The sequence below is a fragment of the Rhizobium sp. 01N447_2 genome, from assembly GCF_056399245.1.
In genome coordinates this window covers 1-15,015 of sequence record NZ_JBFTQY010000006.1, presented here as the reverse complement: position 1 = coordinate 15,015, position 15,015 = coordinate 1, and the positions used below count along the sequence as shown (strand labels likewise).

At 62.7% G+C, this 15,015-nt stretch carries 9 protein-coding genes; all 9 read right to left on the bottom strand.

All coding sequences use genetic code 11. The features are described 5' to 3' along the window. Nucleotides 1-52: 52 nt before the first annotated feature. A complete protein-coding gene (locus AC1ECN_RS05140) occupies nt 53-259 on the bottom strand; it encodes a hypothetical protein (protein WP_165418140.1) in 207 nt (68 codons plus the stop codon). A gap of 22 nt (nt 260-281) precedes the next feature. Continuing rightward, nucleotides 282-1,487 (bottom strand): L-2-hydroxyglutarate oxidase, encoded by a 1,206-nt coding sequence (gene lhgO, locus AC1ECN_RS05135; protein WP_130705792.1) that lies wholly within the window; start codon nt 1,485-1,487, stop codon nt 282-284. A gap of 192 nt (nt 1,488-1,679) precedes the next feature. Continuing rightward, nucleotides 1,680-3,116, bottom strand: a complete 1,437-nt coding sequence (locus AC1ECN_RS05130) for an HlyD family type I secretion periplasmic adaptor subunit (RefSeq protein WP_130663029.1) — start codon at nt 3,114-3,116, stop codon at nt 1,680-1,682. Next, complete coding sequence (locus AC1ECN_RS05125) at nt 3,113-5,257, bottom strand: peptidase domain-containing ABC transporter (protein ID WP_018484248.1); 2,145 nt, start codon at nt 5,255-5,257, stop codon at nt 3,113-3,115. Before AC1ECN_RS05125 ends, AC1ECN_RS05130 begins: the two co-directional genes overlap by 4 nt. A 43-nt stretch (nt 5,258-5,300) precedes the next feature. Further along, nucleotides 5,301-5,609 (bottom strand): hypothetical protein, encoded by a 309-nt coding sequence (locus AC1ECN_RS05120; protein ID WP_130657632.1) that lies wholly within the window; start codon nt 5,607-5,609, stop codon nt 5,301-5,303. Between the two features lie 67 nt (nt 5,610-5,676). Beyond that, nucleotides 5,677-6,897 carry a GTP-binding protein gene (locus AC1ECN_RS05115; RefSeq protein WP_477952365.1) on the bottom strand — a complete coding sequence of 407 codons (1,221 nt, stop codon included), beginning with the start codon at nt 6,895-6,897 and terminating at the stop codon, nt 5,677-5,679. Nucleotides 6,898-6,919: 22 nt separating this feature from the next. Beyond that, nucleotides 6,920-12,211, bottom strand: a complete 5,292-nt coding sequence (locus tag AC1ECN_RS05110) for a DUF4082 domain-containing protein (RefSeq protein WP_477952363.1) — start codon at nt 12,209-12,211, stop codon at nt 6,920-6,922. Between the two features lie 376 nt (nt 12,212-12,587). After that, the gene (locus tag AC1ECN_RS05105; RefSeq protein WP_130764352.1) at nt 12,588-13,772 is read right to left on the bottom strand and encodes a GTP-binding protein; all 1,185 of its coding nucleotides are present in this window, start codon (nt 13,770-13,772) and stop codon (nt 12,588-12,590) included. A gap of 102 nt (nt 13,773-13,874) precedes the next feature. Continuing rightward, a partial coding sequence (locus AC1ECN_RS05100; protein WP_477952361.1) for a DUF4082 domain-containing protein occupies nt 13,875-15,015 on the bottom strand: 1,141 nt, incomplete at its 5' end.

The following is a 15,015-nucleotide window of genomic DNA, read 5'->3' as shown; positions in this document are numbered from 1 at the left end:
ATTTTGTACTCCGGTGCGGCTGTCGCGTTGATCTCTCGATCGATCTCAGGCGTCAGCCCGTCTTCCGGCGACGGCAGAATGAAGAAACGAAAAAGGCTGCCACCCGGAGCCGGATAAACGGCGCGGCGCCGGTCGCATCGAAGCTATGCCAGATCTCCCTGTCCTGCCCTGGCACGAGGTCGACCTCCCGCTGGCTCCGCAGCCCGGAGCGACCGGCATCGTTCATTCCGGCTTCGAGAAATCTTGTCTTGAACGTCATGCGGTTTCTCTCACGGCTTCGTTCAGCCGGCGGAAAAGCACCTGTCGGCGATATCCCGGCCGATCGGGATCGACGATGTGGCCGCTGGCGACGGCGCATTGCAGACGTGCAGCATGCGACCCGTTTTTAGGAACAGGAAATCATGCTCCAGGCGCCCGTCCCGCATGACGGCCTGGGCCCGGATGCCCGCTTCCATCGGCTGAAGGTCTTCGAGTGTCAGCGATGGGCAGTATTTGCGGCACGCTTCCAGATAGTTTTTCCGCCACAGCGAGTCCCTGAATTCGTTCACGGCGCCCCCTGCGTTCTTCCAGAGAAGCCGCCATAGGCCCGGAAACGAGAGACACTCGCTGAGATCCCGGATGTTTATGCTGAATTTCGGATACCCCTCGCGCGCCATTCCCAGAACCGCATTGGGTCCGACGGTAAGGCTGCCGTCGATCATCTTGGTGACATGAATGCCAAGGAATGGAAGCGACGGATCGGGCACCGGATAGATCAGGTGCCTGACCAGTCCATTCCGCGACGGCGGCAGACGGAAATATTCGCCCCTGAACGGTATAATCTGATGATCGATCTTGAGGCCCGCAAGTTTGGCGATGCGGTCGGACTGCAGGCCGGCGCAGGCGATCAGCTGTCTGGCCCGCCATTGGCGATCACCCGCTGCAATCTCCACGAGATCCAAGGTTTCGCGGATCGCGGAAACCTGCGTATTCAATTCGATTTCCACGCCCTGAGCGGCCAGATGAGCGCCCATGGCGACGCACACAGCCTTGTAGTCAACGATACCCGTCGCCCCAACGAAAATTGCCGCGACGCCTTCGACCATGGGCTCCCGATGTTTCAGCGTCTTCCGATCGAGCCATTCGATATCGATGTTGTTGATCTTTGCCCGTTCGGCCAGATCCTTCAGGCGGCGGTGTTCGAGCTCGTTGGTGGCAACCACCAGTTTTCCGCATTGTTCATAGGGTACAGCCTTCTCCCTGCAGAACGCCTTGATGGCATCGGCCCCCTCCCGACAAAGGCGCGCTTTCAAGCTGCCTGGCGCATAGTAGATTCCCGCGTGGATGACGCCGCTGTTGTGGCCTGTCTGGTGGAGGGCCAAGCCAGGCTCCTTTTCAAGGAGAACGACACTTGCACCGGGGCGCTTTTCCAGAACGGCCATGGCGGTGGCAAGACCAACTATACCGCCGCCTATGATGCAGACGTCGTGAATCATTGCGACACTCATTCCCAATCGATCGAAGTTAATGCTGAGCGAAAGCTTGGCGCGTTCGGCGATTCGTTGATAGTGCGCGCCCCTGAAAGCCGGGCAAATCCGACTTCACGACATGCGGGCGGGCCAGGCCGCGGCCATGGGATGCGAAATATCTGCCTTGAATCTCACTCGGGATCTCGTTCGGGGCAAACTGATCGTCACGACCTACGGTTCGCGTATTGCGTTGTCGAGGCCACGCAGCAGCGGATACAGGAAATAGGAGATCACCGTACGGTTGCCGACCTTGATTTCCGTGGTCACAGTCATGCCGGGAAGCAGTCGCACCGGCACATCTGTGGCATTCAGCCGGGTATCGGCAAGCAGGATCCGCGCCTTGAAGAAGGGGGCGGCCGGCTGGCTGGGCGTGGCTGTCTGCTCCTGCTGGCCCGTGAGGAACGTGTCCTGGCTGATGGTCCTCACCTCGCCTGTCGCGGTTCCGTATTTCTGGAACGGATAGGCGTCGAGCTTGACACGGGCTTCCTTGCCGACGGCGACCCGGCCGATATCGCGCGTGTTGATCGAGACTTCCGCTTCCAGCGGCACGTTAATGGGCACGAGTGTGACCACCGGCTCCGCCTCCCGCACCACCGAACCGACCGAGCGCTGCGCCAGGTCGAGCACGACGGAATCGGCCGGCGCCGTCAGCACGACCATGTTGCGGCGCAGTGCCATCTTCTTCAGTTCCTCGTCCGCCATGTCACGCTGGCCGCGCAGCTCCACCAGTTGCTCCATCGCCGCCCGGCGGAAATCCTCAATGAAGGCCTGGCGGTCGGCGCTCAGCTTGGCATAGGCGTGCGCGGCCTCGTCGGCCCGGCCGCGGACGGCCGTCAGATCGGACTCGACGTCGAGGCGGGCGTCGCGCGAGCCGAGCAGCGTGATCAGCGAGCCGCTCTGCTTGTTGTAGAGCCGCTCCCGCGCCGCCTCGATCTGAGAGAGCCCATCGCGCCTGTCATTGAGCACGGCCTCCTGGTTCTTGCTCGCTAGAAGAGCGGCCGACTGGCCGGCGATCTGCTGCTCGAAATTCTGCAGCTGCGCCGTGTAGAAGGCCCGTCGCTGGCCGAAGAGCTGCGCCTGCAGCATCTGGTCGGGCGTATCTCCCGCCGTGTAATCGTTGCCGGCAAGCTCGGCCTCGATGCGCCGCACCTGGGCGTCGAGCGCGGAGAATTTCGCCTGCTGCTGGTCGACATCGGCCTGGCTGAAAGTAGCGTCGAGGGTCGCGAGCGTCTGGCCGGCATGCACCACTTCGCCGGCCTTCACCTCGATCGTGCGGATGATCGAGGTTTCGAGCGGCTGGACGACGATGGTCGGCTGGGTGGTGACGAGCTTGCCGGGCGCGATCACCACCTCGTCGATCGACGAGACCGAGGCCCAGATGATCGCCGAAGCAATCAGCGCCGTCACGCAATAGAGCGTCATGCGCGCAACTCTGGGCGGCGCGCGTTCCTCGAGCTCGACCGCATCGGATTGGAACTCCGCAATTGCCGGCGGCAGCGGCGGGCGGGCGGTCAGTTCCCTTCCCTTGCCTGAGGGCGCCTTGTCTGAAGGGCCTTTGCCTGAAGGGACCGGCAGGTTCTCGCTGGGTTTTCTGGTGTGCGCGTTCATGCGACCTGCCTCATCTGCTGGGACCACAGGTGGCGATAGGTCATGCAGCGCGATACAAGCTGATCGTGCCGGCCGATATCGGCGACCTTGCCACGATCGATGACGAGAATGGCATCGGCATCTACGAGCGTCGAAAGCCGGTGCGAGACGATGATGACGGTGCGGCCGGCGGCGATGCGGCTCAGATTCTCGCGGATGATCGCCTCACTGTCGGGGTCGAGCGCGCTCGTCGCCTCATCGAAGATCAACAGCTTCGGATCGGTGATCAGCGCGCGGGCAATGGCAAGCCGCTGCTTCTGGCCGCCTGACAGGTTGGAGGCGTTTTCCTCCAGCATCGTGTCAAAGCCACGCGGCAGGCGCTCGATGAACTCCTCGGCGCCGGCGATACGGGCAACTTCCATGATCTCTTCGATGCTGGCATCGGGCTTGGCGGCGGCAATATTCTCGCGCACCGAGCCGCGAAACAGGAAACTATCCTGCAGCACGACGCCGATGCTCGTTCTCAGATGCACGAGGTCGATCTCGCGGCTGTCATAGCCATCCATGCGCACGAGGCCTTCCTGGCTCTGATAGAGGCCCTGGATGAGCCTTGTGATCGTCGTCTTGCCCGAGCCGCTCTTGCCGACCACGCCGAAGAGGCAGCCCGTCGGAATGGCGAAGGAGACATTGTCGAGCGCCGGCGCGCTATCCGGGCTGTAGCGGAAGGTGACCCGGTCGAATTCGATGCGACCCTGCAGATGCGGCCGAACACCTCGCCCGCGGCCCGCCTGCTCCGGCCGCTGATTCATGATCTCGCCGAGCATGCGCACGGAGAGCGCGACTTCCTGATATTCGTGCACCATGGTGACGATCTGCACCAGTGGTCCCGAGACCCGGCCGGCGAGCATGTTGAAGGCAACCAGCGCGCCGATCGTCATCGCGCCGCTGAAGACATCGAGCGCGCCGAGGCCGATGATCGCGACGCTCATCAGCTTCTCCAGCAGTCCGGTCATCGCCTGGGCGATGGTCGAGATCTTGTCGACCCGGAAACGCACGGAGATCGACTGGGCCGAATAATCGTCCCACACCTTGCGCTGGCGCGGCTCCAGCGCCAGCGATTTGACGGTGCGCATGCCGTGCACGGTTTCCACAAGCAATGCCTGCCGGTCGCCTTCGGCCTGATAGAGCGCCTGCAACCGGCGCTGGAACGGCCCGACGAGCATCATCACCACGAGCCCGACGAGGGCGGCAAAACCGAGCACGACAAGCGTCAGCTTGACGCTGTAGAGAAGCAGGATCGGCACGAAGACCAGGAGCGAAACGCCGTCCAACAGTGTGAGAAACAGCCGGCCGGTCAGGAATTCGCGGATGCGCCCCGTCTGCTGCATATGCTTGACGAGAACGCCGGCCGAGGCCTGCTCGAAGAGCGCGATCGGCAGGTTGAGCAGATGGCCGAAGGTGCGGGTCGCGACGCGGATGTCGATCCTGTTCGTCGCATAGAGCAGCAGATAGCGGCGCAGGAAGGTGAAGGTCGCGTCGAAGACGAGCGCGATCGCAATGCCCACTGTCAGAACCGTCAGCGTCGCATAGCTCTGATGCACCAGCACCTTGTCGATGACGAGCTGAAAGAAGATCGGCGTCGTCAGCCCCAGCCCGTAGAGCACGAAGGCGGCGAGCGCGACATCGCGGAAGAAGCTGCGCTGCTTGATGATCTCGGGGACGAACCAGCGGAAGCCGAAGGGCCGGTCCTCATCGGACATGCGATAGTTGCGCTTCAGCAGGATCACCGATCCGAGCCAGGCCTTGGCGAACTGCTCTTCGCTGAGCATCATCACTTCGGCGCGTGATGCCAGCGGGTCGAGAACGCGGATTCTCTCATCCTCTCCGCTCCCGACAGCGCCGGCGATGACCACCCAGTTGCCGTTCGTCAGCTCGGCGAGCACCGGGAATGCCTCGCCAAGTTGGAACAGGGATCGCCAGTCGAGCGTCAGATGCCTTGCCCTAAGGCCGGCATCCTTGGCCATGCGCAGCAGCTGCCGCAAGGCAACAGGATCGTTGCCGACGGCATAATCGTGCTGCAATCGTTCAGGAGCAAGATCGACGCCGTGATGACGCGCGACCAGCGCAAGACAGTGCAGGTTAGTATGCAGAAAACCACTCATGGCCCACCCGAAACAATACGAGACCGAGGCAATATTTGTTTTGTCAGTTGAAGTTCGGCGAGGCGTTCGAAGCCCCGGCCTGCACTGACTGGATATCGGCAGCCGCCGCAGTTGACATATCGCCGACGCGACGGACCGCACCCGCCTCGACCAAACCGCCAAGCGCCTTCTGCATGAGATCGACCGCATTGGCGAAGGCATCGACCGGCATGATGATGCGCTGGCGGAAAACCGGCTTCGGATTGTTGTTGGCGTCACGATCGGTGGCCGAGAGCGACATCAGGTCGATCCGCACGATCGTTCCCGTGATGGTGATTTCGCCGATGCCATCTGCGTAAAGTTCGTTGCTCATTGTTCTCTCCTCCGGTTGATAATCAAAACGTCTTCATCTCAGGGCGTCTTACGTCCATTAGGATGCCCTAACTATTTGAATGTGCGTGCTGCCAGGCCGGAAACGGGTCCCGAAGCCCGGCGGCGATCTGCGGATCGAAGCCCGTCTCCTCACCGATCAGGCAGTCGCCGAGCGCGGTGCGGATTGCGTCTTCGTCGAAGCCGGCGCCGATGAAAACGAGTTCCTGGCGGCGGTCGCCCCAGACCTCGTCCCAATGCCGGTCGATGAGCTGGCGAAACTGCGGATAACGCGGCCATTGCGCCTTCGGCACGGACGCCCACCAGAAGCCCTTGGTGTCGATGCGGCACTGCGTGCCGGCAATCGACAGCAGTCCGATCTCGTCGGGCCTTGTTGCCAGCCAGAAATGGCCTTTCGCGCGGATGAGGCCCGGCCATTTCCTGTCGAGAAAATCCCGCAACCTGGAGGGATCGAACGGCCGGCGGCTGCGATAGACGACGCTCGAAATGCCGTATTCCTCCGTCTCCGGCACATGGTCGCCCCAACCGAAGAGTTCCTTGTGCCACAGCGGATGGCGGGCAGCTCTCGCTTCGCTGAAGAGGCCGGTGTTCAGGATAGCGTCGAGCTTCAACCGGCCGAAACCGGTCTCGATGACGCGGGCATCGGGGTTGAGTGCGGCAACGATGCGGCGAACCTCGGCAAGCGCTGCAGGCGGCACATCCTGCGCCTTGTTGATGACCACGACATCGGCAAATTCGATCTGCTCGACGAGCAGTTCCACCAGCCTGCGCTCGTCGTCTCCGTCTCGGCTCTCGCCGCGATCCCTCAGGAATTCCGCGCTCGCATAATCGGCCAGAAGATTGACCGCATCGACGACGGAAACCATCGTGTCGAGCCGCGCGACGTCGCAGAGGGCTGCCCCGCTCTCGTCGCGGAAGGAGAAGGTGGCTGCGACCGGCAGCGGCTCGGCGATCCCGGTGCCCTCGATCAGCAGATAGTCGAAACGGCCGGCGGCAGCGAGGCGGCGCACTTCGCTCAGGAGATCGTCGCGCAATGTGCAGCAGATGCAGCCATTGGTGAGCTCCACCAGTGTCTCGTCCGTGCGCGACAGGTTCGCTCCCCCGTCGCGGACGAGATCTGCATCGATATTCACCTCGCTCATGTCGTTGACGATGACGGCGACCCGGCGTCCCTCGCGATTGCGTAGGACATGGTTGAGGATCGTCGTCTTGCCGGCGCCAAGAAAACCGGCAAGGACCGTGACCGGAAGTCTGTTGTCTGCACTCATCATCGGTACTCCCCGCTCGCTTCTTTTACGCCGCGAGCTGCGGTCTGAATGCTACGTCCACATAGTAGTTTGTGCTGTTATAGCTGGCATTTGGGAACACGCCGCTCGACCCATAGGCATAGACGCCGTTGGTGCCGCTGAGCGCCGTCAAGTCGCCGTTCGTCACATCGGTGCTGAAGTAATTGCCGGTCGCCGAATAATTGCCGTTGGTGCTGTAGGATACGACATAGGTCGTATCGGCGGCGACCGCGACCTGCTGGGTGAGCGTCGCGGTCTGCCAGCCGCTTGCCGTTTCGTTGCTGAAGCTGACGCTGCCGAGCAATGTGCCCGAGGCGGTCCAGAGATAGCCGGTATGCGCGCCTGTATTGTCTGCCCCCTTGTAGAAGCGGATGCCGGTGACCCAGCCTGCCGTATCGGCCTGGAATTTCATGCCGAGATTGACCGGCTGGTTATCGTTGACGGAGACGATTGAAGGCGTCGTATTGGCGGCAAAGAGGTTCTGTTCCGGCCCTGCCGTCTGGCCGCCGGTGATGGTGAGTGCCACCTGCGCCGACGCCGTGCCGCCCTTGCCGTCTGCAATTGCGTAGCTGAAGCTCGCCGGTCCCGAATAACCTGCCGTCGGCGTGAAGGTCAGCGTCTGTGCCTGGGCATCGTAGGCGACCGAGCCGTTGATCGCGCCGCTGACGCCGGTGATGACAAGCGGGTCACCATCGGCATCGGTGTCGTTTGCCAGGAGCACTGAGGCCTGGATGGTGATCGGCGTGCCGGTATTGGTCGACAAGCCGCTGTCATTGGCGGCAACCGGAACCGCATTCTGCGCGCCGCCCTGCTGATAGAGCACGTCGACCCAGTAATTGCTCGCATTGTAGGAAGCGGTCGGGAACAGGCTGCCCGAGCCATAGGCATAAAGGCCGTTGCCGCCGCTCGCAGCACTCGACGGTGCCGTCAGCGCGCCGTTCGTATGGTCCGTCGTGAAGTAGTTCGCCGTTGCGGAATAGAAGCCGTTCGAATGGTAGCTCGCCACATAGGTCGCGCCGGCGGTCACATTGATCGGCTGGGTGAAGGAAACCGTCTGCCAGCCGCTCGCCGTCTCGCTGATGAAGGTCGTCTGGGCCAGAAGCTGGCCGCTCGCCGTCCAGAGCGAGCCGACATGCGTGCCGGTATCCTGGGCGCTCCTGTAATAGGTGAGCCCGGTGATCTGGCCGCTGGCGGAAGCGATGAACTTGACGCCGAGTTCGACCGAGTTGGCGTCATTGGCGGCGGTAACGCCCGACGTGTCGGCGCCGGTGAACAGGCTTGACGTCGCGCCTCCCGCGGGCGGCGTGCTGACAGTGAGGCTGGCCGTGGCTGACGCCATGCCGCCATATCCATCCGAGATCGAATAGGAGAAGCTTGCCGCACCCGTATAACCCGCCGTCGGGGTGAAAATGACGGACTTGGTCTGGCTGTCGAAGGTCACCGTTCCGTTGACCGCACCATTGACGCCGGTGATACTGAGCGGGTCGCCATCGGCATCGGTGTCGTTTGCAAGCAGGCTGGCTGCGGCAATCGACAGCGCCGTGTTGGAATACGTCGTGTAGCCGTTGTCATTGGCAGCGACCGGCACCGCGTTGCCCGTCGACTGATTGTAGACGACATCCACCCAGTAGTTCGACGACTGGTAGCTGGAGGTCGGGAATGCCGAGCCCCCGACCGCGTAGACGCCATTGCTGCCGGCCAGCGCCGTCAGCGCGCCATTGGTATGGGCTGTCGTGAAATAGCTTGCCGTCGCCACGTAGGAGCCTGTCGTGTGGTAGGAGGCGACATAGGTCGTGCCGGCCGCGATATGCACTGGGTTGGTGAATGTCGCGGTCTGCCAGCCGTTCACCGATCCGCTGTCGGCGAAGCTGGCGGTCGCGACCAGCGTGCCGTCGGCCGTCCACAGGGAGCCGGTATGGGCGCCGGTATCGCCGGCCGCCCTGTAGTAGCGGATGCCGGTAATCATGCCGCTGGACGAAGCGACGAACCTCATCCCGAGTTCCAGCGACTGACCTTCGTTGAAGCTTGCGCCCGTCGGCCCTTCGCTTGATGTAAACAGCGTTTCCCCGGCAGGGCCCTGGTTTACGGTGAGGCTGACGTTGCCCTGATCCGTGGCGCCGCGCCCATCCGACAGCGTATAGGTGAAGCTTGCCGGCCCCGAATAATTGTTGGTCGGCGTGAAGTTGACGGTGCCGTTCTGCCTATTGAGCGTCACCGTGCCGTTGACGGCATTGCCGACGGCCGAAATCGTCATCGCATCGCCATTGGGATCCGTATCGTTTCCGATGAGCGAGGCGATCGAGATGACGACGCTGTCGTTGCGGGTGATGGTCAGCCCCGTATCGTCGGTCGCAACCGGCGCGCTGTTGGGCCCGGCATCGAAGACCACGTCGACCCAGTAGTTGGTGCCGGTGCCGAGGCTCTGGCCGGGGAATGTGCCGGCATTGTCGCCATAGGCATAGACGCCGCCGCCATCGACGGCCTTCAGCGCACCGCTGGCATAGGGGCTGCCGAAATAATTCTCGGTGGCGGAGTAGAAGCCGCTGCTGTGATAGGAAGCCACATAGGTCGTGCCGGCGGCAATCTGGATCGGGCTGGAGAACATCACTGTCTGCCAGCCGGAGAGCGACTCACCGACGGACACGCCGGTCGCCAGCAGCGTTCCGTTGGCGCTCCAGAGGCTGACGACATGGTCGCCGATATTGTAGAAGCCCTTGTAGAAGCGGATGCCCTCCAGGGAGCCTGCCGTCGTCGTCTGGAAGCGCAGGCCGAGCTCGACGGAATCGCGATCGATCGCCACTTCGACCGCCGGCTTTTCCGCAAGCGTCCAGAGGCCCGTCGCTCCCGGCAGGGTAACGGTCACCTGCTTGCCCGCCGATGGCGCTTCCATATTGACGCTGTCGTCGACGGCCCGTGACGTGATCGTGTAGGTTCCGCTCGCCTGGACGACCCAGTTATAGCTCCAGCTCTCGCGGCCGGTGGCCTTGAACCAGTGCTGGCCGCCATCGGTCGAGACTTCCACGCCGGCAATGATGCCGCCGCCGAAATCCTGCGCCGTTCCCGTGATCGTCACATGCTGCCCTTCCAGGAAGCTTGCGCCGACGATCGGCGAGGTGACCGACGAGGTGGGCTTCAGCGTGTCGGTCGATTGTGTCGCAAGGATCAGGCTCGCATCCAGCGTCGTCGGCTGAATGCCCATGTCCGCGAACATGTTGACCATCGCCTGCTGCACGTTGCGATCGGTTGACGTGGCCGGGCCCTGGTGGTTGTCACTCAGCCCCCAGGACCAGAAGACGGTGCCGGCGCCGAAGACCAACGCGCCGCTTGCCGCCCGGTACATGGTCAGGCTATGGGTCGCCACCGCATCGCCGACCGTCGCGCCGTAGTCGCGCAGATACGTGCTCACCGAGACCGACGAGAGCGACAGGTCGATCAGTCCAGCTGGACGGAAACCGTTCTCGACATCGGAATCCCACTCATAGCCGAGCAGGTTCTGCACGAGACTATAGGTCTCGCCCTCCTGCAGCTCCGAAACGTCGGTATTGCGCCAGAAGCGCAGGTTCGAATAGTCGTAAGGGATGGAGATCGTATCCTGGCGGTAGCTGTCCACCTGGAACATCGTGCCCGTCAGCGCATTCTCCGGCTGCTGCCCCGGATCGGCATAACGCGGATCGCGCCAGGTGCCGGTACCGACATTGCTCGGATCCGTGCTCGTGCCCCAGGTTTCCTTGTAGCACACCATGGTGCGGTAGGCCTGGCCGCTGCCGTCGATGCTGCTTTCCCAGCGAACCTTCCAGTAGCACTCGTTGCCGCTCCAGAAGGCGAGGTTGACGCCGGCATCGCGCGCCGCCTCGACATTGGTGCGCTGTTCGGCAGACCAGTATTCGTCATGCCCGACGGAGAGATAGGCATCGTGGTTGAGCAGCAGCGCGCCGTTGCGCGTCGCATCGACGCCGGAAATATAGGAAACGTCGTAGCCGTTCTGCTCCAGCCACGAGATGGCAGAGGATTCGACGCCGAAGATGTAATCGTGCGAACCACCGATCGGGCTCGTATTGGTGATGATCGGCCTGTTATAGCTGACCGCCGAGGCCCGGCCGATGGCCTGCAGGCCGCAGCTGCAATTCGGCGGCAGGTAGCCGATCATGTCTGCGGGATCGACGGGCACTTCGCCATAATAGAGGCTGGCGCCGCCCCAGGCATTATAGGCCTGCCATGTCGTGTCGGACGTCTGGAAGACGATATTGCTGGTGGAGGCGTCGTCGCGCACGACGAAAGGAATGATGCTGGCGTCTTCGACGCCGTCCTCGCGCACCAGCTTGGCGAAATAGACGCCGGAGACCGCGTCCGTCGGAATCTGCCAGCTCGCCGAGACCGACCAGTTGCCGCAGTCGATCAGGCCGAGCGACATATCGACGATCGGGTGCGGCTGGATCTGCGCCGTGGTCAGCGATTGTTCGATGGAGCCGACCTTGCGCGCCCCGTCCCCGCCATAATAGCCCATGCGGTAGATATCGATGCGGTAATGGGTGGAATCGGTGGCGATCTTGAAATCGACGGTCTGGCCGATATTCGTGCTGATCTCGGTGGCGAAGCCCTGGATGGTGCCGCCGCCGTCGCCCTCCAGACCCCACTCACTGATCGGGTTGCCCTGCTTCAGGTTTTCGAGCGCGATCTTGTTGGGCGTCGCCGCAGCCGCGGCCGCCGCCAGCGGTGCCGCCAGTGCTGTCGGGGCCGCAGTCGTCTCGGCAGAAACGTCCTGGCTCGGCTCAACCGAGATGGATGCTATCGACGCCTGAAGGCGCAACGAAGCCGTGTCGAGACTGCTGGAAGAACTGACCGGCGCCACCGTCTTGGCGCTGCCGGTATCGGCGTCGCCGGTAACACCCGTAAGGGTGGGAGCGGCAGGCAGCGTCGCAGCCTCCTCGTAAGGATCCGGGCCAAGCACAGTGCGTTGCGGCGGCGAGGAAGCCGCCTGGAAGACCGTCGCAGCCGACACCGTCTTCGTGGACGTGTCCTGCGCCCCGCCATCGGCCGCAGACGCCGGCATCGGGGTCGACGATGCAGGGGACGATTGCACGTCGCCTGATGATATCAAGGACGATGTGACCGTGCCGGTGAACGAGGATTGGACGGTTGCGCTGCTCTGATTGGCAAAGCTTGGGGAACCATCGGTACTCGAAGATACGACCGTCGCGGATCCAAGGACTGCGCTCCAGGCAGAGGATGCACGACAGATACTCAACGCTCCACCAAATGTACTCAGGTACTCACGATTACTCACATGAATTCTCCGCATTAGCGGCGTCCCCTTCCGCACCGGCCGGCCCTTCGACCGCTATAGAAGACATTCATTCTGGCACCTTTGCCAAGGGAACGTATGACACCAATCTGGGGTATGTGGGTGGTACCCCATACGCCGATATGATGACCCTCACCGCATACCCGACCGACAAGGCGCCAAAGCTGCCTGCGGCTACTGCCAGCGCATGACCCCGAAAATCGGAATCGATTTTTGGAAGGATTTATGCGCCCATTCAAAGTGTTAGAGCGTCCTTAGCGCGTCTGAAAAGACGCGCGGCGCTCTCAGTGGCTGACGCTGGTTGAAAGGGAATTCTGGGCCGGTCCGGCTGGTCAAGCCAGTTGACGCAGGGGGTGTCCTGCGCCGCCCCGTGCTACCACGCCGGAAACGGATCTTCGAGGGTCGCCCAGTCGCGCGGATCGGCGCTGGCGAGGCATCCGTCCAGTGCGGTCCGCACAGCTGTCTCGTCCATATCAACGCCGATAAAGACCAATTCCTGCCGACGATCGCCCCAAGCGCTATCCCACCGGCTCTCGAGATGCTGACGAAACTGCTGATGGTTCGGCCAGTCCTGCCGGGGCACGGCTGCCCACCAGAGCCCCATGGGCTCGCAGCGCCGCTGGATGCCGGCAGCCGACATCAGGCCCACATGACGCGGGCGCGTGGCAAGCCAGAAGTGGCCTTTGGCACGCATCACCCCCGGCCAGGGCTCGTCCAGGAATGCTCGAAACCGCATGGGGTCGAAGGGACGCCTCGTGCGATAGACGAAGCTCGAGACCCCGTATTCCTCCGTCTCTGGAACATGGTCGCCCGGGCTGTACAATTCCTTGTGCCACAACGGGTGCGCGGCGGCCTTTGCTTCATCGAAGAGGCCCGTATTGAGGATGGTTGCCAGAGAAACCTTGCCGAAGTCCGTCTCCACCTGGCGCGCATCCGGGTTGAGCGCGGCAACGATCTTGCGAACATCAGCGCGGATCTCTTCGCTCGCCTCCGAGATCTTGTTGATCACGACAACATCGGCAAACTCGATCTGATCCACCAGCAGGTCGATGAGCGTGCGCCGATCCTCACCGTCGCGCTGCAGGCCGCGGTCGGCGAGCAGATCGGCACTGCTATAGTCGGCTAACAGGTTTGCAGCGTCGACCACGGTCACCATTGTGTCGAGGCTGGCAAAATCGGCGAGCGAGACGCCCTTCTCGTCGCGGAATGAAAAGGTTGCCGCGATAGGGCATGGCTCGGCAATGCCGGTCCCCTCGATCAACAGATAGTCGTATCGCCCCTCTTCGGCCAGTCGCCGCACTTCCGCCAGCAGGTCGTCGCGCAGGGTGCAGCATATGCAGCCATTGCTGAGCTCGATCAATGTCTCCGTCGTATGCGACAGGTTGCAGCCGCCGTCTCGGATGAGACTGGCGTCTATGTTCACTTCGCTCATATCGTTGACAATCACGGCGACCCGCAGGCCCTGACGATTCATCAGGACGTGGCTGAGGAGCGTCGTCTTGCCAGCTCCGAGGAAGCCAGCCAGCACGGTCACCGGGAGCCGCTCGATCCTGTTCATCGGCATTCCTTGAACGTGGGCGATCGAAGCGCTCTTCGCCGCGACCAGCATTTGCGTCGTATGCGCCTCATTCGAAACCGATCCCTAACCTCATACTTTTCGTCACCCGACGAGCTGCGGCCGGAAGACAACGTCGGCATAGTAATTCGCTGAATCGAAGGAGTTCGTCGGGAAGAGACCTGTGGTGGCGGATCCGCCATAGGCATAGACACCGTTGCCGCCGGCGACGGCACTTGACTGGGCTGTCAGCGGACCGTTGGTGACGGCACTGGCGAAGAAGCCATCCGTTGCCACGTAGGCGCCGGTCGTGTGGTAGGAGGCGATATAGTTGGTGTTGGCGGCAATCGTGACCGGGGTTGTGAAGTTCACCGTCTGCCAGCCGCTCCCCGTAGTGCTGGCGAAGGTGGCGGTGGCGAGCTTGGTGCCGGTCGTGGTCCACAGGTCGACGACGTTCTGACCGTTGTCGTTGGCGCTGCGATAGAATTTGATGCCCGTGACATCACCGACGACGTTCGACTGGAACTTGACGCCGACCTCGAGCTGCTGACCGTCGTTGAGGTTCGTCTGGGTCGGCGTGCTGGAGGCGTTGAACAGGCTGTAGGTCACAGGCGCCACTGTCGCAGTGATGTTGAAGCTCTCGTTGGCGGCAAGGCCGCCAAGGTCGGTCGCCGTCACCCTGACGCCGTAGGTGCCGGCTGCCGTCGGTGTGCCGCTGAACGTCCGCGTCGTGGCGTTGAAGGCGAGCCAGGCGGGCAGCGCCGTGCCATCGGCGGCCGTTGCCGAGTAGGTCAGCGTCTCGCCGCTGTCGACATCGGTGAAGGTGGTCGTCGGCAGCACGAAGGAGAAGGCGGAGCCGACGGTGGCATTCTGGGTCGCCGTCTGGACGGCCAGCACCGGCGCGTCATTGGCCCCGTGGATGGTGACCGTCAGGTTTGCCGTGGCCGTCGCGCCGGCGCTATCGCGCATCGTATAGCTGAAGACATCGCTCAGCGTATTGGTCGACTGCCGCAGCGCCTGCACGGCCGCATTGCTCTCGTTGATGGCATAGCTATAGGCACCAGATGCATTGAGAACGAGACTGCCATAGGTGCCGTTCAGCGCCGAGCCGAGTGTGCCCGACGTCGCGCCGAAGTTGACCGCACTCACCGTCTTGGTGTCGCCGGAATCCGGATCGGTGTCGTTGGTCAGCACGTTGCCGCTGGCAACCACACCACCCGAACCATTGGCGACACCACCCTTCTCG

What these genes read in the sequence shown, in the direction of transcription:
- AC1ECN_RS05140 (WP_165418140.1), bottom strand. Translation starts at nt 259, where the DNA reads ATGACGTTCAAGACAAGATTTCTCGAAGCCGGAATGAACGATGCCGGT.
- lhgO (WP_130705792.1), bottom strand. Translation starts at nt 1,487, where the DNA reads ATGAGTGTCGCAATGATTCACGACGTCTGCATCATAGGCGGCGGTATA.
- AC1ECN_RS05125 (WP_018484248.1), bottom strand. Translation starts at nt 5,257, where the DNA reads ATGAGTGGTTTTCTGCATACTAACCTGCACTGTCTTGCGCTGGTCGCG.
- AC1ECN_RS05130 (WP_130663029.1), bottom strand. Translation starts at nt 3,116, where the DNA reads ATGAACGCGCACACCAGAAAACCCAGCGAGAACCTGCCGGTCCCTTCA.
- AC1ECN_RS05110 (WP_477952363.1), bottom strand. Translation starts at nt 12,211, where the DNA reads ATGCGGAGAATTCATGTGAGTAATCGTGAGTACCTGAGTACATTTGGT.
- AC1ECN_RS05105 (WP_130764352.1), bottom strand. Translation starts at nt 13,772, where the DNA reads ATGAACAGGATCGAGCGGCTCCCGGTGACCGTGCTGGCTGGCTTCCTC.
- AC1ECN_RS05120 (WP_130657632.1), bottom strand. Translation starts at nt 5,609, where the DNA reads ATGAGCAACGAACTTTACGCAGATGGCATCGGCGAAATCACCATCACG.
- AC1ECN_RS05115 (WP_477952365.1), bottom strand. Translation starts at nt 6,897, where the DNA reads ATGATGAGTGCAGACAACAGACTTCCGGTCACGGTCCTTGCCGGTTTT.